The following is a 20,208-nucleotide window of genomic DNA, read 5'->3' as shown; positions in this document are numbered from 1 at the left end:
CCGATCCGAAACGATTGGCGAGGGGGATGTGCGGTGGGAAAAAAGATCCTGGCGACTCTGCCCGGTTTCGACGGCCTGAAGGAGGAAGATCTGGAAAAAATCCTCGCCATCGCCGTCGTGAAAAAGCACGAAAAAAAAGAGCTCCTCTTCTCCGACGGAGAAAGGGGAGCGGGTTTTTTCGTCATCGTCCGAGGGCGCGTGAAGGTCATCAAGGTCTCTCCTGAAGGGAAGGAGGTCATTCTCCATCTCTGCGGACCCGGCGATCACATCGGCCAGGTGGCCGTCTTCTCCGGTCATGCCTACCCGGCCTCGGCCGAGACCCTGACGGACTGCGAGCTGCTTTTCTTCCCCCGCCAGGCCATGATCGACCTCATCGGGCACGAACCGCAGCTTGCGCTGAGTCTTCTTGCCGTCCTCTCCGCCCACCTCCGGCAGCTGACGACTCAGGTCGAAAGCCTGGCCCTCAAGGAGGTGCCGGGACGACTGGCCGCCTACCTTCTTTACCTGGCCGAGGAGCGGAAAAGCCCCGGAACGGTCACTCTGGACACGTCCAAGGCTCATCTGGCCTCCATGCTGGGGACGACGCCCGAGACCCTCTCGCGGATCTTCTCCGACATGGCCGAAAGAGGGCTTGTCGACGTCGATCGCCGCGAAGTGACCCTCCTCGATCAGGAAGGCCTTCAGCGTCTGGCCGAGAGGGGGAGGTACGGCGCCTGAGAGGGACGGGCGCCTTGCCGCTCTCATCGGGAGATCGGTCGGCTCGGGATCGGACGCGACGATAGCGCAGGGAGTCCTCTGCGGCTCATGTTGATCCCCTCTAATGAGTTCAAGACGCGTCAGAAATATCAAAAAACCGATGTTTGTATTAAATAAAAAACAAGAAGAGGTGCGGCTCATGGATTCGTCGAAGAGAAAAGAACTGAAAAACGCCTATAAAGACAAGGCTTCTGTAGGGGGAATTTACTGCATTCAGTGCAGTGGCAACCAGCGCCGATGGATAAAATCCACAGAAGACATGGAGAGTATGAGAAATAGATTTGATTTTGCGGTTTCGACGAATTCCTGCCCGGAACCGGCAATGCGTGCGGAGTGGGCCGAATATGGAGTACAATCGTTTTCGTTTATCATATTAGAGGAATTAAAAAAGGGGAAAGCCCAAACAGAAAGGGAATTCTCAGAAGATATTGGTGTGCTGCTTGAAATATGGCTGGCGAAGCACAATCACGATAATTTTTAATTAAAATTAATAAAAATATGAAATTTCAACGCTACAGATAGGGTCAAATTCTATTAACTATATTTTGTGCTTTCGACAAGCTCATGAAAGTGCTTTGAAATATTATGGGTTGTCAGGTGATCGTTTTAATTAAAAATAAAAATGCCTTGGTCCGTGTGCTATGGCCAGTAAAAAGGCTACGTCTACTTTTAGGCGATGACGCTTGAATCCCGAATAGATCTTATCGGTGATATGGATGGGATTCCGTTCTCATCGTGGCTCAGTGAGGCTTCCACGCCGTAGACCTCGCGGAGCATCTTCTTTGATATAACTTCGTGCGGTGTGCCGGAACTATACATCCTGCCTTTTTCGTCAAGTACGATGATATGGTCGGCAAACCTGGCGGCAAGATTGATGTCATGAAGTACAACGATAATTTCGATGTCTTTGTGTTCTGCTATGTGGCGAAGCAAAAGACACAACTCCAGCTGCTTCTGTAAGTCGAGGGAATTGACAGGCTCGTCGAGCAAAATGATTTTAGGTTCGCGCACAAGGGTTTGGGCTATGAAAACCAGCTTCTTCTGGCCGCCGCTCAGCTCGCTGAAGCTCCGTGAGGCGAGACCTGCGATATTCAGGGCATTCAGTGTGTCCATAACGTTTTTCAGGTCTTCATCCGACACTCTCTGGCCAAGTTCCGGCAGCCTGCCGAGCAGTACCATCTCAAGCACCGTCAGTGAAGACATTTCAATGTCCATCTGAGGCAGATAGGACATCAGCTTCGTTTTATCATTCGTTTTCATGCGAGTGATGTCCCGTCCGCCGAAAAAGACAGAACCGTTGCATCGTAAAAGCCCGAAAATGCATTTCAGAAGGGTGGACTTGCCTGCCCCATTAGGCCCGAGCATGGCGTTCAGGCCGTTGCTGAAAGTGATGTCAAGCTCCTTAAAGACGGGGTGCATCCCCTTTGTGGAATTATATGAAAACGAGAAATTTTCCACCTTTAGCATCACAGTGTCCTCATTTTTCCAAAGATGATGACAAGGAACACAGGAATACCGATAACGGCCGTGACAATCCCGATCGGCAAAACGACGCCCGGTATGACGAGCTTGCTGACCACAAAGGCCAGCGAGACGACGACAGCGCCCACCAGTCCCGACAGCGGAAGGAAAAACCGCTGCTCCTCGCCGACGAGCTGACGCGCGACGTGGGGCGCTATGATGCCGACAAAGCCGACGGAGCCGACAAAGCAGACGGCAAATGACGTGAGCAGAGAGGTCAGGATGATGACCATGCGTCGGACGCTGTGGGTGTTGACGCCCAGACTGCGCGCCTTCGTGTCGTCAAGGGTCATGGCGGTAAGCTTCCATGCGTTTCTGCTCAGTACAAGAAAACAGAAGGTCAGCGCAGTCGCCACGATCAGAAATTTCGGCCATGTGGATTTTAAAAGGCTGCCCATGTTCCAGAAGACGAGGCTTTTGAGATCCTCATCGTCTGAGAGGTATTGCAGTACCGTGGTCAGCGCGCTGAAGAGGAAGTTTAAGGCAATTCCAAAAAGGATAATCGAGTTTTTCCCGGCCCCTCGTCGACAGGAGAAGGCATAGATGCAAACCGAGGCAAGAAGCGCGCAGACGAAGGAGTATGGTGGACCCCATTGTCAAGACCATTTGAGGCCCGAAGTTAGTTAAAGTCAGACCGCCATCGGTCCCTCCCGGTCGGCAAAGTGAACCTCCCGCGGTGTCCTGTAGTTCAGTGAGGAGTGAAGCCTTTCGTCGTTGTAGAAGTCCATATACTCCCGCAGGCCGCAGCGGAGATCGCGGACCCGCTCATAGTCGTTCAAGTAGAGCCACTCATACTTGAGGGTCCGCCAGAAGCGTTCCACGAAGATGTTGTCGAGGGCCCTGCCACGACCGTCCATGCTGATCCGGATCTCCTTTTCCTTGAGCAGAGACAGAAAGGCCTTACTGGTGAACTGACAGCCCTGGTCGGTGTTGAAGATCTCCGGCGTTCCCTGCCGAAGAGCCCTGTCGAGGGCGACGACGCAGAACTCTGCGTCCAGGGTGTTGGAAAGTTCCCAGGAGAGGACGAAGCGGCTGTGCCAATCGATGACGGCCGCGAGGTACATGAAACCGCCACTCATCGGGAGGTAGGTGACATCGGTGCTCCAGACCTGATTCGGTCTGACGATGACGGCGTTCCGGAGCAGGTAGGGATAAATCTCATGTTCGGGGTGAGGCTTGCTGGTTCCCGGTTTGGGGCCAATCCCTTCGAGCCCCATAAGCCTCATCAGCCGTCCGATCCGTTTGCGGTTCACGTCCTGTCCCTGTCGACGCAGCCAGGCCGTCATCCGGCGGCTCCCGTAAGAGGGGGCGCAGGTGTACCGGCCGTCGATGAGCTCCATGATTTCAAGGTTCTCCGCCGTCTCCGTCGCGGAAGAGCTCGCGTAGTAGAAGCTGGACCGGTTAAGATCAAGGAGGTCACATTGCCGACGAACACTGATCGAAGGGTGCTCGGGATCGATGGAGGTCCGCTTTCCCTCAAGCGTCAGCGCCTGATTTTTTTTTGAGCCAGTCGAGCTCCATCTTGAGCCGACCGATCTCCTGGTAGAGGGGGGCCATCAACGTCTCGACATCCATCGGAGTGCCTTTGCGTTGAAAGATCTCCGGACCCCCTTGCAGAAGCTGCTTCTTCCACTGACCGATCTGGACGGCGGAAACCTCGAACTCACCCGACAATTGAGCCAGGGTCTTATCCCCTTTCAGGGCAGCGAAGGCCACTTTGCTTTTGAACTCCGCTGAACGCCTCTGTCGCTTGGCTGCCATGATGTCCCCTCTCTTTCTGGGACCCTATGATACAGCCCGACTTCAACTGCAACTTAGCTCGTGGTCCAGTTTTCGGGGTCCACTATAGAGTTGGCTGTTTTCGTCAATCGAAAAGGTACCCATCATGATCCTGTAAAAGGAGCCCACCCCTACTGCCGTCAGGCGTTCAGTTCTTTGGTGCTGCGCTGAGCGAATCGATAGGATTCCCCCTTGAAGACGAAGATGTGAGCGTGATGGGTCAGGCGGTCCAGGAGCGCCTCGGTCAGGGTGGCGTCGCCGAAGACTTCAGGCCAGCGGCTGAACTCCAGGTTCGTGGTGATGCAGACGCTCTTCCGTTCGTACCGATCCGCGAAGAATTGGAAGAGAGGTGCTCCGCCGGGACCCAGTCCCAGGTAGCCCAGTTCGTCGACGATCACCAGGTCGTACCGGTCGTAGCTTTTGAGGAGCTTGGGAAGCCGGTGTTCGTCCTGGGCGAGGAGCAGTTCCTGGGCCAGGGTCAGGGCGGTGGTGAAGCGGACCGAACATCCCGCCGCGACGCAGCACGCCGCGAGGCCGATGGCGATGTGGGTCTTGCCTGTGCCCGAGCTGCCCAGGAGGACCAGGTTTTCCCCCCGTCCGACGAAGCCTCCGTCGGCGAGGGAGAGAAGCTTGTCCTTCGGGAGGGAGGGAAGCCGGAGGAAGTCGTAATCCGAGAGGGACCGGGCGTAGGGGAGTCTGGCCGATTTCAGAAGGTTCCTGAGCCGCTTCTCCCGGCGGGAGGCGCTTTCAGCCTCCAGGCTCTCGCGGAGGTAGTCCCCGGGGGACATGTCGGCGCCGCCATGCCGGTAATAGCTCAGGACGCCGGGAAGCCTGAGGTCCCGGCAGAGGCGTTCGACGGCCATGTCCCGGATCTCCGCGTTCATCAGGCCACCTCTTCTTCGAGCAGAGCGTCGTAGCGTCCCGGATCGGGGGCGGGAAGGGGCAGTTCCGCGAGGGAGTCCGGAACGGCGACAGTGAGACTGGCCGAAGGCGTTTTGTTGAGAAGCAGCTGGCGAACCGTCTCCGCCGTAACCCTCTTCAGGGCCAGGGCCTCTTCGAGGGCTTGCGTCAGGGCCTCGTGGGAATGGTCCCGGTGGAGCTGGAGGATGGCACAGAGTTCCCTGTAACCCGAATGGGCGCACAGGAGCGTCCGGGCCTTCTGCCAGGGCTCCTCCAGATCCCGCACGACCGCCGCATTTCGGACGGCCCCGGGTTTCGCCCGCAGCAGCGGCAGGTAGTGGACAAGTTCCATGGAGGCCTTACCCTTCCCGGAGAGGCGGCGATGATTCGCCAGAACCTTTCCTCGGCTGGAGACACGGACACGGTCCCAGGTGACGGAGAGGTCGACGGCCTCTTTCTCGTGCCCTACCGGGACCGAGTAGACGTTGCCCTCGAACCGGACCAGGGAGGTCCGGCTCACCACCGACACGGTGGTGAGGGCACAGGGATGAGGTATCTCCGGAAGAGGCATAAGCCGTAGGGCTTCTTCTTCGAAAGAGGCTGCGCGCCTCTGCCGTTCCCTCCCGCACCAGTCGGCCAGGACGGAATTGAGATCGTCCAGTGTCGCCAGGTCCGGCACGGGAACCAGGGCGTTCCTCCGCACATAGCCCACCAGGTTCTCCACGGAACCCTTCTCGTTGCCGCTTCGGACGTTGCAGAAAGAACTGTCGAAGAGGTAATGGCCCCGGAGGGCCGAAAAGTGCCGGTTCTCTTCCCGGTTCGGCCCCGGGAGGACCTTGGTCACCGCCGACTTGAGGTTGTCGTAGACGCATTCCCTGGGTACCCCGCCGAAGGACTCGAAGGCACGTCGATGTCCCGCCATGAAGGCCTCCAGCCCGTCGTCGGGAAAGGCGTACACGAAGGGAGCACCGCTGTGGCGAAGGCGCATGCAGAAAAGGTAAATCCTCCGTTCCTCCCCTCCGATGCGGACCAGAGCCTCGCCCCAGTCCACCTGGGCCTGCTCGCCCGGATATGCCGTCAGGGGAACGAACCCCTTCTCCGGGGTGATCTCGCTCTTCAGGTCCGACACGACCTTGCGGATGTTGGACTCGCTCCCACTGAAACCGTGCTCCGCCACCAAACGGTCGTAGACGCGCTTGGCGGTATGGCGCTGTTTCCCGGGGGCGTTTCGATCCTCCCGGAGCCAGGTCCGGATGATCTCCAGGTAGGGACCCGTCACCGGTCTGGGACGGGGAGCTTTCAGCCTGTAAGCGGGGATCTCCGAGTCCCTCAGCATTCTGCGGACCGTCTTCCGGCATATTCCCGTCTGCCTGGTGATCTTCCTGATGGACCAGCCTTCCCTGAAGTGCTGTTTGCGGATATATTCTTTGTCGACCATCCCGTGCATCTCCTCTCGTCCTCCCCGCGAAGCGGAATCGCCGTTCCTTTCGCAGGATGATAAGGGAACGGGTACGGGGTGGTCACCTTTTTCAGGATCGATTACCTCTCGGGTGGGACCCTTTTAGGTTAGCGAAAACAGTTGGCCGTGACCACAAATGGCTCGGAGACGTTTAAAACGTTTGTGTTTAATATGAGGCCCAGCGCCGCGCCGAAGGTGGCGGCGTTTGTAATGCCCAGAGTGTAGGGGCTGGCGATGGGGTTGCGCAGAATCGTCTGGATTTCGCAGCCGCCCATGCCCAGACTGGCGCCGACGGCCATCGCCATCAGGGCCATGGGCAGGCGTACCTCCCGCACGATCATGGCGTTATGGCCCTGTCCCTTTCCTGTGGCCAGTATGGCGAGGATTTCGGAAAGAGAAATGGACGAGGAGCCGATGGAGATGTTGAGAAGAAAAAGCAAAAGGACAAGAAGCAGGAGGGCCGCCGTCAGAACGGCCCTCCTGCGGATCATGCCGTCGTAGAGGGCACGCTCCTCGGACATTTATTTTGACTCGCCGAGGCGGTGCCACCAGACGGTCACGTCGCTGTCGACGAGCATGAAACGGTCGAAGAACTCGCTCATGACGGCATCGGGATCGACGTCCTTAAACGCCTCGGGGTAGAAGACCGTCGCCAACTTCAGGCAGGCGTGGAAGCCGTAAATGGATCGGCTCGCGGCATGGGCCAGCTCATACACGTTGTTGCCTTTGACGGCTCTGAGCGTGCTCCAGCCCGTGCGGTTTACGATGTCAAAGGACGGTGGGGGCAGCGTCGCGCCTGGCATGTTGTCCATCCATCCCAGGCCGGAGCCGCTGAGAATGATGTAGTCCGGATCGGATTGAAGGACGTATTCCGGATCGAGGGTATTGCTGCCGCCCTTGCCGGCAGTGGATTCGAGCAGGATCGGATCGGCGATGTTCTCGCCTCCTGCGGCGGCTATGACCGTCCCCCAGCCGGATCTGCTGCTGCTTGTGGAGCCGAACACCTCGGAGTAACCGGACTTTTCGTAGTAGACCGTCGGCTTGTCCGCGCGATCGGCGAGGTTCTTGGAGGCGATCAGGGCGAACTGTTCATCCAGGAACGAGGCAACCTCGTCGGCACGCTCTTCTTTTCCAAAGATCTGGCCGAGCAGCCTGACCGTGCTCTGGGCGGAGGTGGTGAACTCTTTGCCCGGTACGTCGACCAGTACGATAGGGATGCCCGCCGCCGTCAGCTGCGGCTCGATCTCCAGCGCGTATCTGTGGGCGCCCATGGCGGAATTGACGATGAGCACGTCCGGGTCCATCGCCAGAAGCATCTCCAGGTCGAAGGGCGCGTTGTGATCCGATATCTGGCCCACATGCTCGGCGTAGTTGCCGACAATGGGGGTGTACAATTTGGCGTAGGTCTGAAGGCTATGGCTGCCGGACTGTCCCGAGCCCACCAGTTTGTGAAAGGCCTCTTCGCCCAGCAGCGGGATGATGTAGTCGATCAAGTCCATCGTGCTGATGGCGTAGGTGGAAACGGGAAGGTCGAGCATCACCTCTCGGCCTTTCGCATCCTTCAACTTCATCGTGCCCGTGATGGGAGCCTTGGCGGGCATGGCGTCGGGGTTGAGCGTAGAAGAAGCCTCTTCTGCGGCGACGATTTCCGTGTAACTGTAATCGGCCGGGTTCAGTCCCGCGCTTCTGAGGGCGACGGCGACAGCGGCAATAATGGCATCGCCCGTCACGGTCGCGCCGGATATGGCGTCTACCTTGAGGGACTGGGCAGCCACGATGGCATCGGGGATTTTGTTGATGGCGACGGTCCCGATGTTTTTTGTCTCGCCATGCCCTTCATTGACGGCCACCGAGACGATTTTACCCGTCTCGTCAAGGACGACGGTGACGCCGAGTTCGCCGTGATATCCGGGGGCCGTGCCCTTATAGGTGCCGGCATGACTCTTGGCCGGTTCCGACGGTCCGGTATTGGGCGTCTCACCGGAAGCTACATTCGATGTGATGCAGCCGACAAACAGCGCCAGGATGAAAGTCATTGACAACAACAATGAGAGTGTTTTCTTCATGGGTTTATCCTCCGTGTGTTCGTAGTCTCTTCTGGAGCTGTGTCCGAAAAGCGAATGCAACCTCCCTTCAAAAATGAGCTATGAAAAGGACAGGTAGATCTCTTGGCTGAAGCTCCACCTATAGGGTGAGATCCCTCCTGTGAAATTCCCTTTTCGTGATGCCATGAGGTTCACTGTGACCGTTGTGGGTCTCACGGCCTGCTATTTGGCTTCAGACGGTTCTCCGGGGGCAAATTTCCTTATCGACCCCCTTGGAGTTCGGAGAAGTGTTAAAGTCAGGCTGTGATCGATTTCTCCCGTCCTGGGGGCGATTCCTTCGAGCCCCCTTGGCTGTGCGGTTCGCTACGGCTCCAACGAAAAAGGGGCCCCGGAAAGGGCCCCGAACATACTCGATCAGAAAGAGACGCCCCTCCCCGGCCCACGAGGGAGGATGCTGCCGTGAGGGGGTTCGGTATCCGGACTTGGGGTCATCCTCGGCATGCGCCTTCCCGACGTTATCGGTGGCCTCATGCATGCCTCGTCACCCTTACCGTAGCGGGTCTGTGCCGGATTTTCACCGGCTTCCCGAAAACACCCTCACCATAGGATCGTCGGATTCCTCAAAGGATCCGACCCTTACTTCCCGGGCCAGGATAAGGCAATCCTCGACAGGCGTCAACCTGAACCCTTTGTTCCCCTCCTGGAAGGAGGACGTTGCCCCTCTTTTTGGGAAACTTTATCTCCACAGGATCACGTCATTGAAGTTTTCTTTCGTGCAAGGTGCTGCGCGGATTGTGGACAAGAACGCGGGTGGTGCCGTTCCATTGTGGCCATGACGCAATAGCGGTCTCAGGTGGCCCCAGAGTATAGTGGACCCCGAAAACTGGACCACGAGCTAAGTTGCAGTTGAAGTCGGGCTGTATCATAGGGTCCCAGAAAGAGAGGGGACATCATGGCAGCCAAGCGACAGAGGCGTTCAGCGGAGTTCAAAAGCAAAGTGGCCTTCGCTGCCCTGAAAGGGGATAAGACCCTGGCTCAATTGTCGGGTGAGTTCGAGGTTTCCGCCGTCCAGATCGGTCAGTGGAAGAAGCAGCTTCTGCAAGGGGGTCCGGAGATCTTTCAACGCAAAGGCACTCCGATGGATGTCGAGACGTTGATGGCCCCCCTCTACCAGGAGATCGGTCGGCTCAAGATGGAGCTCGACTGGCTCAAAAAAAAATCAGGCGCTGACGCTTGAGGGAAAGCGGACCTCCATCGATCCCGAGCACCCTTCGATCAGTGTTCGTCGGCAATGTGACCTCCTTGATCTTAACCGGTCCAGCTTCTACTACGCGAGCTCTTCCGCGACGGAGACGGCGGAGAACCTTGAAATCATGGAGCTCATCGACGGCCGGTACACCTGCGCCCCCTCTTACGGGAGCCGCCGGATGACGGCCTGGCTGCGTCGACAGGGACAGGACGTGAACCGCAAACGGATCGGACGGCTGATGAGGCTTATGGGGCTCGAAGGGATTGGCCCCAAACCGGGAACCAGCAAGCCTCACCCCGAACATGAGATTTATCCCTACCTGCTCCGGAACGCCGTCATCGTCAGACCGAATCAGGTCTGGAGCACCGATGTCACCTACCTCCCGATGAGTGGCGGTTTCATGTACCTCGCGGCCGTCATCGATTGGCACAGCCGCTTCGTCCTCTCCTGGGAACTTTCCAACACCCTGGACGCAGAGTTCTGCGTCGTCGCCCTCGACAGGGCTCTTCGGCAGGGAACGCCGGAGATCTTCAACACCGACCAGGGCTGTCAGTTCACCAGTAAGGCCTTTCTGTCTCTGCTCAAGGAAAAGGAGATCCGGATCAGCATGGACGGTCGTGGCAGGGCCCTCGACAACATCTTCGTGGAACGCTTCTGGCGGACCCTCAAGTATGAGTGGCTCTACTTGAACGACTATGAGCGGGTCCGCGATCTCCGCTGCGGCCTGCGGGAGTATATGGACTTCTACAACGACGAAAGGCTTCACTCCTCACTGAACTACAGGACACCGCGGGAGGTTCACTTTGCCGACCGGGAGGGACCGATGGCGGTCTGACTTTAACTAACTTCGGGCCTCAAATGGTCTTGACAATGGGGTCCACCATAACCCTCAAGTATGAGTGGCTCTACTTGAACGACTACGAGCGGGTCCGCGATCTCCGCTGCGGCCTGCGGGAGTATATGGACTTCTACAACGACGAAAGGCTTCACTCCTCACTGAACTACAGGACACCGCGGGAGGTTCACTTTGCCGACCGGGAGGGACCGATGGCGGTCTGACTTTAACTAACTTCGGGCCTCAAATGGTCTTGACAATGGGGTCCACCATAAATGGGGTCCACCATAGAGGCCTGCATCGAGTTCAGGGGCATGTGAAAGGATGAGGACCGTGCTCGTTGCGTTAGGTGCAACGGGGCCTTTCGTTGTTTTTTTGATTCAGCACGAGAAAGGGGCGTTGGCTTTCTGTAGCCTCAGGGGCATTGCGTCAGCGGAGGAGCGAAGCGTCTATTCCGACGGGGCAGAGCGGTCCTTTTCCGTGCCCACCCGAAGGGGATCTGCCCTGGCCGCATCCATCCTACCCGTTTCTGTCTATGGCGACGGTCTTCGGATATTTACGTGTCTGCCTTATGGAACGGCAGAAGGAACATGAAGTGCAATAACATCAATTCCAGTGGGGATCCTTCTCATTCGCTGCAGGCTCTCGTCGAGGTCTCTTCGTTCCTGTCCTCCGTGGAGGGCATTTGAGTCCACAGCAGAACAGAGGGCTTTCTTGGGGCACGGAGAGAAGCGGTGTGCCTCTTCAGGGAACCTTTCTGACGGGATGGAGCCGAGGGCGGTTCTGCCTCTGCTGCTCGGACAAAACCGCAACCTTTCTTCGCAGGGAGTAAAACGTTCCTCGCTTCCTGTTGTTGTCTCGGCCTTTTAGGAATCGCGGGGCTTCCGGACGAGGTGTCGCTCCCGGGGAAGACGCGGACGTTGAGCTCGTCGGAAGACGGACTGCCGACATGGAACGGCAGGAGAAAACCGCCACTCCCGATAAGGAGGGATACACCGTCGAGACCTGTATGGTCGGCGCCTCCGCCTACGACGCCTTATCCGGACGGCCGGGGACCTCGAACCGCAAAAGATCCGCGACGCCATCGCCGCAACGGGGGATTCCGACGGAATGACGGGCGTCATAAAGAGTTTCACCACCGGGCGTGAGGTCGTGAAACCGCTCCATCTCCAGGTGGTCAAGGATGGGAATTTCCGCTACGATGCCGTCATCGACGATCCGGAGCTGACGCCCGGTCCGCCGTTCATCGGCACGATAGGCAAGGGGGAGGCGTCGTGGAGGAGAACTATTACGCAGAAAAGCTGCATTCCGGAAAGCTGTACCAGGTGTATCAGACGGAAATCCCCCGGGTCCGGCAGTACCTTGAGGCGGAAATCGACTTCGTGCGGAAGGGGCTCCGGGGACGGGAGAGGGTTCTGGAGGTTGGGGCGGGATACGGGCGGATTCTGAAAGAACTGGCCTCCCACGCGCGCGCTCTCGTCGGAGTGGATATCTCCGAGGAGTCGGTGGGATTCGGGCGGGAATGGTCGAAAGAGATCCCGAATCTCCGTCTGCACGTCATGGACGCCAATGTCCTCGACTTCAAAGAGGAGTTCGACAGGGTCTTGTGCCTTCAGAACGGACTGTCCGCCATCAAGGGAGACCCCTTCGATCTCGTCCGGAGGTGTCTGCGCTCTCTCACCGTCGGGGGGAAGGCCTATTTCAGCACCTATAGCCCCAGGTTCTGGGAATGGCGGGTGGCCTGGTTTCGGGAGCAGGCCGGCAAGGGGTTGCTCGGGGAAATCGACGAGGAGAGGACGAAAGACGGCGTCATCGTCTGCAAGGACGGTTTCAGGGCGGTTACCTTCGACGGCGGCGACCTGGAACGCTTCGGAGAGCGAACGGGGTACGGCTATCGCGTCGAGGAGGTCGACGAGTCCAGCCTCTTCCTGATAGTCGAGAAATAGCGGCTCAATCCTGAAGAGAGGGCGGCCTTAAGGCCGCCCTCTCTTCAGGGGCTTCAATCGCCGATCTTCCGTCCCGGGCAGCCCTCCCGCCAGGGGCACATGCAACCTGCGTTCCTCTCCTGCGACCCTAGAGCGACTTTCATTCGGGCGAAGGGATTCTCATGATTTTCTGCGCCGTTTGCCCCATACGGTCGTGATGAAGAGCTCACAGATACCCGACATGCCCCGACCCTTACGTCTGTTGCCCCGAGGGAGCTCCGTCGCCCTGAATCCGGCACGGATCGACCGGAAGAGGGCTTCCGTCTCGCCTGCGGTCACTCCAAGGATCGTGGCCCCGACCTGAAACAGATCAATATAGGCCTGACCGTGCGGCAGGACGGAATGCCCCTGTCGGAAACGGTGCTTTCGAGTACTCTCCGACAAAGGCTGGAACTCTCAGGCTGTGTTCGCCGTGCCGGCGAGTTCCTCGAAGAAAAAACAGGGACCATCTTCGTCTCCAAGCTCGCCTGGAAAGCCCTTGTCGGAATCGGAACGGCCAGGGAAGATCTCCACGAAAGAACGTGTCGCCAGGAAGCGACGCCCATCCTCGCCCCTCGCCTGGAGAACAACCCGACCCTGTACAAGATGGGGAAGATTCTGAGGGCCGACAAGAACCAGAACACCGTCGAGCAGGGCTTTTCCGATTCCTCTAACAGCCCGCCTAGATGGCCTCCGTCCACCTCAAGACGTCCCTTCAGCCCCAATGGCGCTCATCCGTCTGGGCGATCAGAGCCGCGTCGGCGAGAAGGCCGATGCGATCATCGAAGCCCCGAGTTTTGACTGGAGCCTCTACAGGCAGGGAGACTGCGAAGATCGATTGATCCGATCAAAATCATTCCCAGATGAGACTTGAGGTGCGGAAGGTGGGTGAGGGGGACGGCGTTGCCGAAGTCGGGACGGGTGATGTCCTTGATGCTCTACGGATATTGAGAAATAAAAGGGGCTACGGCCGGAAGGCCGTAACCCCTTTGCATTTACTGGTGGGCGACACAGACACTAAATTAATCTGATGAAGCTAGTTTTGGCGGGCATTTAGAGCTATGGGATCGATGTCTGTTATCCGGTTTGTTATACGATAAAAAGCGTCGATATCCTATAAGTCGTGGTTTGCCGAAAGGTAGAAATAGGCCGGATGATTGCTGACAACACTAGGAAAAGTGGCCTATTTTAAAACGACTTCTTACCATGAATCCATTTTGAACAATCGCCCTTGGTTCCCTTTGTCATGCAAGGTCAAAATTAATTCGTCTTCAGCAAATAAAGTTTCTTTGTGTGAGCGGGATGGTAAATCTGAATCAATCAACGTGATGATTGGCTGTAATCCAAGCCCCGCATATTGGCGGATGATCGCAAGCAAATTCTCTTTCTTTCGATCATCTAAAGATTCGAGAACGCCATCATGGTAGACAAAGCGAGGAAATCTGTCGTTCAGATGTGCTCGAAGCACTGCCAAGTCGAAGGCTACACAGAGGAGCTTGCGATAAGTATGCCCAAAATCTGCGTCAGTTGCGTTGCCGGCCCCGTCAAGGATTTCGGCCTTAAGCTCCAGGTGACCGGCTTGGTTTGATGCGACACTCAATAATGCCTTGCGGTCGATGACTGCCTCGACGATCTCGCTGAAGAAGACACGGATCGTTGAGAATAGGCTGTCCTTGTCGGAGTTCTGTTTATCCACATCTGCCTCAATCTCTGTTTGAAGGTTGTTTCGTTCCTCAGTGAGAGGCCGTATTTCTGCCCGTAAATTCTGCAATCTGTGTAGGTGGTTACGCTGCTTTTCCAGGGAAGCGATGTCAGCACGCAGAGAAATTATTTCATCTGAGAGTTGCTTGTACTTGATGAAAGTATCAGTTTCACTTAGGAATGAGAGCGTCGTTGAGCGTTTTTCCCCCAGGGTGTTCAGCTCGTCATTGACACGCTTCAGTTTAGTGTCAATCTCAGCGAGTTCCTCTCGTAGATAGCCGCGGCGCTCTTCAGTGATTGCTCGATTGAATGCGATTAACTGTTGAAAATCCTTCTTGATCTGGCCTTCAAAAAAAATGCCAGCTTCCTTGAACAGTTGCTGAGCCTCGTCGGGATTAAACAAAATTTGGCCTTCTTGTAGGGAAGCGAGCACTTTCTTGCGGTTCTGACTGAGCGAGTAGCGTTCGGCGTTGAGGGACGCAATGCGCTCATTAACTTCCTCAACCAACCGTTTGGTTTGATCCTTGTCAGGGAGGCGAAAATCGAAGGCATCAAGTAACCCTTGTTTCTTCTCCGCATCCTTCTGTTTGAGTAACAGAATGCCCTCAATCTTGCTGACATCCTCAAAAGAACCATTCATATCCTTCTCAATGGTCTTTATTGCATTCTGCATTTGTGCAAGCTCTTGCTCTTTTTTGTAGTGACTCTCGATCAGGTTAGCGTCAAAACCGAGCAAATTATGGTGGACCCCATTGTCAAGACCATTTGAGGCCCGAAGTTAGTTAAAGTCAGACCGCCATCGGTCCCTCCCGGTCGGCAAAGTGAACCTCCCGCGGTGTCCTGTAGTTCAGTGAGGAGTGAAGCCTTTCGTCGTTGTAGAAGTCCATATACTCCCGCAGGCCGCAGCGGAGATCGCGGACCCGCTCATAGTCGTTCAAGTAGAGCCACTCATACTTGAGGGTCCGCCAGAAGCGTTCCACGAAGATGTTGTCGAGGGCCCTGCCACGACCGTCCATGCTGATCCGGATCTCCTTTTCCTTGAGCAGAGACAGAAAGGCCTTACTGGTGAACTGACAGCCCTGGTCGGTGTTGAAGATCTCCGGCGTTCCCTGCCGAAGGGCCCTGTCGAGGGCGACGACGCAGAACTCTGCGTCCAGGGTGTTGGAAAGTTCCCAGGAGAGGACGAAGCGGCTGTGCCAATCGATGACGGCCGCGAGGTACATGAAACCGCCACTCATCGGGAGGTAGGTGACATCGGTGCTCCAGACCTGATTCGGTCTGACGATGACGGCGTTCCGGAGCAGGTAGGGATAAATCTCATGTTCGGGGTGAGGCTTGCTGGTTCCCGGTTTGGGGCCAATCCCTTCGAGCCCCATAAGCCTCATCAGCCGTCCGATCCGTTTGCGGTTCACGTCCTGTCCCTGTCGACGCAGCCAGGCCGTCATCCGGCGGCTCCCGTAAGAGGGGGCGCAGGTGTACCGGCCGTCGATGAGCTCCATGATTTCAAGGTTCTCCGCCGTCTCCGTCGCGGAAGAGCTCGCGTAGTAGAAGCTGGACCGGTTAAGATCAAGGAGGTCACATTGCCGACGAACACTGATCGAAGGGTGCTCGGGATCGATGGAGGTCCGCTTTCCCTCAAGCGTCAGCGCCTGATTTTTTTTTGAGCCAGTCGAGCTCCATCTTGAGCCGACCGATCTCCTGGTAGAGGGGGGCCATCAACGTCTCGACATCCATCGGAGTGCCTTTGCGTTGAAAGATCTCCGGACCCCCTTGCAGAAGCTGCTTCTTCCACTGACCGATCTGGACGGCGGAAACCTCGAACTCACCCGACAATTGAGCCAGGGTCTTATCCCTTTCAGGGCAGCGAAGGCTACTTTGCTTTTGAACTCCGCTGAACGCCTCTGTCGCTTGGCTGCCATGATGTCCCCTCTCTTTCTGGGACCCTATGATACAGCCCGACTTCAACTGCAACTTAGCTCGTGGTCCAGTTTTCGGGGTCCACTATACAGTTTCCTGTTCCGTGACCCTCTTTTGTTGGTGTTGTCGACGGCATCGGGTGCCTTTTCCCGGATCGTCTCCGTCTTGCCTATGTAGGCCGAATCGCCCCAGACTCCCTTTTCCGCTCCGTGGAGAAGGTCTCCGACCATCCGGGAGTCGTGGACATTCGCCGCCGTGGTCGCGAGGCTGTGGACCAGCTTGCTGTCTTTGTCCACCCCGATGTGGACCTTCATGCCGAAGTAGTACTGGTTCCCTTTCTTTACCTGATGCATGTCGGGGTCTCGCTTCTTCTCCTTGTTCTTCGTCGACGAGGGCGCGGCGATGATGGTGGCGTCCATGATGGTTCCCTCGGCAAGACGCAGTCCTTTCGATTGCAGGTGAGCATCGACCTCACGGAAGATCCGTTTCCCCAGGTCGTGCGCTTCGAGAAGGTGGCGAAACTTGCAGATGGTCGTCTCGTCGGGGACAGGCTCGTTCCCGAGGTCGATGCCGACGAAGCGCCTCATCGATTCCATGTCGTAGAGGGCTTCTTCCGCTGCCGGGTCGCTGAGGTTGAACCAGCACTGGAGAAAGTGGATTCGGAGCATCCGCTCCAATCCAACCGGTGGACGACCTCGTTCGGCCTTGGGATAGAAGGGAGCGATGAGCGCGCAGAGATCCTTCCAGGGGACCACAGCCTCCATTTCGGAGAGGAACTTCTCCCGCCGGGTAGGCTTCCTGTATCTCTCGAAGGTCTGGGCGTCGGCAAGGGTTTTCTGTCGCTCCATTTCGTCTCGCACTCCTTGAAAAGGGGATGAGGACATCGGCGCTACAGCTCTATTCTACCAATTACATCATCGCTGATGCGACTTCATGAAAGGCGCTTTTTTCAGAGGTTCCTTAGAATATGTCTTTGGATTAAAACTGGAGCTATCTAACTGGTCCTTCTTGTTCTATTTGGCGAATTATTTCTACAATATCATCTAAATTGGCAACTTGCTTGATCTTGTCGTCCGAACAAATCATTACAACGGTTTTTAGGCTTTCTGATGAGCTAGAGCCTGAGCTTTTATTTTTCATAAGCATATCTGCGTAGGTCAAAAGATAAAATTCTAATAAGTCGCTAGTCTTTAGAAAATTTTCATCTAATATATTTAGTTCCTTATCTGGATTTTTATTTTCATCTCCAGACAAGAATAACCAGTAATTATTATATTTTAATACCAATTTATTATTAATAAGTTCACCAAAGACAACATAGTGGCCATTGCTACCTGGTTTTAAAGTGTCCATTGCATCTTGAAAGTCAGTGTACTTATCTTTTTCTCTTCGTTTTGCATCTTCACTATTGTCTTTTTTGAATTCTATTATAAAAAATTTATTATTAGCATTGAGCAAAAGGTCTCCTGCAGATTCTTGGTTCCCGTCAAGAGGGGCAAAGGCAGCTCCTTCGTTTATTTTGGTCAATATTTCAATTACAAATTGATATTCAACTGTCTTTTCCCACCAAATTAGAGCTTCATCTCGATTGCTGTCCATTTTTTGTCTCCTTTCGATGTTGGTCGTTCTTTTTTGTCTCCAGCCGGATCCTCATCGCTTCCAGCGACACCCCGAAGCGGGGAGCCAGGTCCTCCGGGGCGAAACGCATGCAGCGGCTCCGGAAATGCCCGATCGCTTCATCGATGAAAGCCGACGGCATGAGCAGCTCCTCGGCGAAGACATGAGCCGGACGTTCCAGGGGTCCTGTTCCATCGGCGGCCATCATGGGCCCATGGCCGAGGAGGACGTGCCCCAGCTCGTGGGCGGCCGTCCAACGAAGGCGTTCTCGTGAAAGGCGCGAAGAAAGGAAGATGAAGGGGTGACCGCCGACATCGACGGAGTAGCCGTCCCGGTCGAGGGGGAGAATCTTCACCGGAATCCGCAAGGCCCTGCATGCCTTGCGGACCATCACCGGCGGGTGGCGAAAACCGAGCCTTGCCACGAGGTCGGCAGCCAGCTTTCGAGGATCTTTTGTCATTGCGTCGCCTCCAGCACTGTCTTTTAGTCAGCAATATACACTGGAAGGCGGGGTTAATGGTCTGACTATCCATGACGTTCTCCTCGGGTTGGCAAGAAGGTTTCGAGGGGCTGAATCTTATCGGGTTATGTCCAAAAAACAACCCCCTTCGGGCTTTGCGTCGGGGGTGCTTCTCGACATCTTCGGGAGGAGTAGATCAGCGACATGCTACCAGCAGGATAAAGCAGGTTCTCTCCCCGAGGTGTTTTCGCTAACCTAAAAGGGTCCCACCCGAGAGGTAATCGATCCTGAAAAAGGTGACCACCCCGTACCCGTTCCCTTATCATCCTGCGAAAGGAACGGCGATTCCGCTTCGCGGGGAGGACGAGAGGAGATGCACGGGATGGTCGACAAAGAATATATCCGCAAACAGCACTTCAGGGAAGGCTGGTCCATCAGGAAGATCACCAGGCAGACGGGAATATGCCGGAAGACGGTCCGCAGAATGCTGAGGGACTCGGAGATCCCCGCTTACAGGCTGAAAGCTCCCCGTCCCAGACCGGTGACGGGTCCCTACCTGGAGATCATCCGGACCTGGCTCCGGGAGGATCGAAACGCCCCGGGAAACAGCGCCATACCGCCAAGCGCGTCTACGACCGTTTGGTGGCGGAGCACGGTTTCAGTGGGAGCGAGTCCAACATCCGCAAGGTCGTGTCGGACCTGAAGAGCGAGATCACCCCGGAGAAGGGGTTCGTTCCCCTGACGGCATATCCGGGCGAGCAGGCCCAGGTGGACTGGGGCGAGGCTCTGGTCCGCATCGGAGGGGAGGAACGGAGGATTTACCTTTTCTGCATGCGCCTTCGCCACAGCGGTGCTCCCTTCGTGTACGCCTTTCCCGACGACGGGCTGGAGGCCTTCATGGCGGGACATCGACGTGCCTTCGAGTCCTTCGGCGGGGTACCCAGGGAATGCGTCTACGACAACCTCAAGTCGGCGGTGACCAAGGTCCTCCCGGGGCCGAACCGGGAAGAGAACCGGCACTTTTCGGCCCTCCGGGGCCATTACCTCTTCGACAGTTCTTTCTGCAACGTCCGAAGCGGCAACGAGAAGGGTTCCGTGGAGAACCTGGTGGGCTATGTGCGGAGGAACGCCCTGGTTCCCGTGCCGGACCTGGCGACACTGGACGATCTCAATTCCGTCCTGGCCGACTGGTGCGGGAGGGAACGGCAGAGGCGCGCAGCCTCTTTCGAAGAAGAAGCCCTACGGCTTATGCCTCTTCCGGAGATACCTCATCCCTGTGCCCTCACCACCGTGTCGGTGGTGAGCCGGACCTCCCTGGTCCGGTTCGAGGGCAACGTCTACTCGGTCCCGGTAGGGCACGAGAAAGAGGCCGTCGACCTCTCCGTCACCTGGGACCGTGTCCGTGTCTCCAGCCGAGGAAAGGTTCTGGCGAATCATCGCCGCCTCTCCGGGAAGGGTAAGGCCTCCATGGAACTTGTCCACTACCTGCCGCTGCTGCGGGCGAAACCCGGGGCCGTCCGAAATGCGGCGGTCGTGCGGGATCTGGAGGAGCCCTGGCAGAAGGCCCGGACGCTCCTGTGCGCCCATTCGGGTTACAGGGAACTCTGTGCCATCCTCCAGCTCCACCGGGACCATTCCCACGAGGCCCTGACGCAAGCCCTCGAAGAGGCCCTGGCCCTGAAGAGGGTTACGGCGGAGACGGTTCGCCAGCTGCTTCTCAACAAAACGCCTTCGGCCAGTCTCACTGTCGCCGTTCCGGACTCCCTCGCGGAACTGCCCCTTCCCGCCCCGATCCGGGACGCTACGACGCTCTGCTCGAAGAAGAGGTGGCCTGATGAACGCGGAGATCCGGGACATGGCCGTCGAACGCCTCTGCCGGGACCTCAGGCTTCCCGGCGTCCTGAGCTATTACCGGCATGGCGGCGCCGACATGTCCCCCGGGGACTACCTCCGCGAGAGCCTGGAGGCTGAAAGCGCCTCCCGCCGGGAGAAGCGGCTCAGGAAC

General features: G+C 56.9%; 17 protein-coding genes, 2 pseudogenes and 1 riboswitch. Of the genes and pseudogenes, 7 read left to right on the top strand and 12 right to left on the bottom strand.

Annotation, left to right across the window (positions count from 1 at the left end; all coding sequences use genetic code 11):
- Positions 1 to 33 precede the first annotated feature (33 nt).
- Positions 34 to 717, top strand: coding sequence for a Crp/Fnr family transcriptional regulator (locus tag KAR29_RS05075; RefSeq protein WP_274374538.1), 684 nt, complete (start codon positions 34 to 36; stop codon positions 715 to 717).
- Between the two features lie 103 nt (positions 718 to 820).
- Positions 821 to 1,237 carry a GIY-YIG nuclease family protein gene (locus KAR29_RS05070; RefSeq protein ID WP_274374537.1) on the top strand — a complete coding sequence of 139 codons (417 nt, stop codon included), beginning with the start codon at positions 821 to 823 and terminating at the stop codon, positions 1,235 to 1,237.
- Between the two features lie 188 nt (positions 1,238 to 1,425).
- Here the strand turns inward: KAR29_RS05070 and KAR29_RS05065 are convergent, their stop codons facing one another.
- The 7 genes from KAR29_RS05065 to KAR29_RS05035 all read right to left on the bottom strand — a co-directional run bounded on the left by KAR29_RS05065 (position 1,426) and on the right by KAR29_RS05035 (position 8,481).
- A complete protein-coding gene (locus KAR29_RS05065; RefSeq protein WP_274374536.1) occupies positions 1,426 to 2,223 on the bottom strand; it encodes an ABC transporter ATP-binding protein in 798 nt (265 codons plus the stop codon).
- Positions 2,223 to 2,822 (bottom strand): FecCD family ABC transporter permease, encoded by a 600-nt coding sequence (locus KAR29_RS05060; protein ID WP_274374915.1) that lies wholly within the window; start codon positions 2,820 to 2,822, stop codon positions 2,223 to 2,225. The genes KAR29_RS05065 and KAR29_RS05060 overlap by 1 nt, the downstream gene beginning before the upstream one ends.
- 84 nt (positions 2,823 to 2,906) lie before the next feature.
- Positions 2,907 to 4,038 (bottom strand): IS3 family transposase gene (locus KAR29_RS05055; RefSeq protein ID WP_274374357.1). Its coding sequence is split into 2 segments (ribosomal slippage): positions 2,907 to 3,771 and positions 3,770 to 4,038, totalling 1,134 coding nucleotides; the frame shifts between segments, so codons are not numbered across the junction.
- Positions 4,039 to 4,196: 158 nt separating this feature from the next.
- Complete coding sequence (gene istB / locus KAR29_RS05050; RefSeq protein WP_274373095.1) at positions 4,197 to 4,940, bottom strand: IS21-like element helper ATPase IstB; 744 nt, start codon at positions 4,938 to 4,940, stop codon at positions 4,197 to 4,199.
- Positions 4,940 to 6,394 carry an IS21 family transposase gene (istA, locus tag KAR29_RS05045; RefSeq protein WP_274374535.1) on the bottom strand — a complete coding sequence of 485 codons (1,455 nt, stop codon included), beginning with the start codon at positions 6,392 to 6,394 and terminating at the stop codon, positions 4,940 to 4,942. The genes istB and istA (KAR29_RS05045) overlap by 1 nt, the downstream gene beginning before the upstream one ends.
- A 128-nt stretch (positions 6,395 to 6,522) precedes the next feature.
- Positions 6,523 to 6,936, bottom strand: a complete 414-nt coding sequence (locus tag KAR29_RS05040; RefSeq protein ID WP_274374534.1) for an iron chelate uptake ABC transporter family permease subunit — start codon at positions 6,934 to 6,936, stop codon at positions 6,523 to 6,525.
- Entirely contained in the window at positions 6,937 to 8,481 is a 1,545-nt protein-coding gene (locus KAR29_RS05035) for an ABC transporter substrate-binding protein (protein ID WP_274374533.1), read from the bottom strand.
- A gap of 429 nt (positions 8,482 to 8,910) precedes the next feature.
- A riboswitch (cobalamin riboswitch) is annotated at positions 8,911 to 9,071 on the bottom strand.
- A 341-nt stretch (positions 9,072 to 9,412) separates the two neighbouring features.
- Here KAR29_RS05035 and KAR29_RS05030 point away from each other — a divergent pair.
- From KAR29_RS05030 to KAR29_RS05015, 4 genes are all read left to right on the top strand, one after another.
- Positions 9,413 to 10,544 (top strand): IS3 family transposase gene (locus tag KAR29_RS05030; RefSeq protein WP_274374357.1). Its coding sequence is split into 2 segments (ribosomal slippage): positions 9,413 to 9,681 and positions 9,680 to 10,544, totalling 1,134 coding nucleotides; the frame shifts between segments, so codons are not numbered across the junction.
- A gap of 23 nt (positions 10,545 to 10,567) precedes the next feature.
- On the top strand, positions 10,568 to 10,768 hold the full coding sequence (locus KAR29_RS05025; RefSeq protein WP_274374532.1) for an integrase core domain-containing protein: 201 nt from the start codon (positions 10,568 to 10,570) through the stop codon (positions 10,766 to 10,768).
- A 1,050-nt stretch (positions 10,769 to 11,818) separates the two neighbouring features.
- Positions 11,819 to 12,490, top strand: coding sequence for a class I SAM-dependent methyltransferase (locus KAR29_RS05020; protein WP_274374531.1), 672 nt, complete (start codon positions 11,819 to 11,821; stop codon positions 12,488 to 12,490).
- Between the two features lie 742 nt (positions 12,491 to 13,232).
- The gene (locus tag KAR29_RS05015) at positions 13,233 to 13,382 is read left to right on the top strand and encodes a hypothetical protein (protein ID WP_274374530.1); all 150 of its coding nucleotides are present in this window, start codon (positions 13,233 to 13,235) and stop codon (positions 13,380 to 13,382) included.
- A gap of 327 nt (positions 13,383 to 13,709) precedes the next feature.
- Here KAR29_RS05015 and KAR29_RS05010 read toward each other — a convergent pair whose 3' ends face one another.
- The 5 genes and pseudogenes from KAR29_RS05010 to KAR29_RS04990 form a co-directional block, all read right to left on the bottom strand.
- A complete protein-coding gene (locus tag KAR29_RS05010; protein WP_274374529.1) occupies positions 13,710 to 14,945 on the bottom strand; it encodes a DUF2326 domain-containing protein in 1,236 nt (411 codons plus the stop codon).
- 52 nt (positions 14,946 to 14,997) lie between these two features.
- Positions 14,998 to 16,128: pseudogene (locus tag KAR29_RS05005) on the bottom strand (IS3 family transposase).
- A 93-nt stretch (positions 16,129 to 16,221) separates the two neighbouring features.
- Positions 16,222 to 16,974, bottom strand: a pseudogene (locus KAR29_RS05000) (IS5 family transposase); the annotation flags it as partial.
- Between the two features lie 142 nt (positions 16,975 to 17,116).
- A complete protein-coding gene (locus KAR29_RS04995; protein WP_274374528.1) occupies positions 17,117 to 17,725 on the bottom strand; it encodes a hypothetical protein in 609 nt (202 codons plus the stop codon).
- Positions 17,706 to 18,203, bottom strand: a complete 498-nt coding sequence (locus tag KAR29_RS04990) for an ImmA/IrrE family metallo-endopeptidase (protein ID WP_274374527.1) — start codon at positions 18,201 to 18,203, stop codon at positions 17,706 to 17,708. The genes KAR29_RS04995 and KAR29_RS04990 overlap by 20 nt, the downstream gene beginning before the upstream one ends.
- A 642-nt stretch (positions 18,204 to 18,845) precedes the next feature.
- Here KAR29_RS04990 and istA (KAR29_RS04985) point away from each other — a divergent pair.
- Positions 18,846 to 20,174, top strand: a complete 1,329-nt coding sequence (gene istA / locus KAR29_RS04985) for an IS21 family transposase (protein ID WP_274374526.1) — start codon at positions 18,846 to 18,848, stop codon at positions 20,172 to 20,174.
- The last annotated feature ends 34 nt before the right edge of the window (positions 20,175 to 20,208 follow it).

The organism is Aminithiophilus ramosus (genome assembly GCF_018069705.1).
Taxonomy (GTDB): Bacteria; Synergistota; Synergistia; order Synergistales; family Aminithiophilaceae; genus Aminithiophilus; species Aminithiophilus ramosus.
This window is presented reverse-complemented; position numbering and strand designations above follow the sequence as displayed.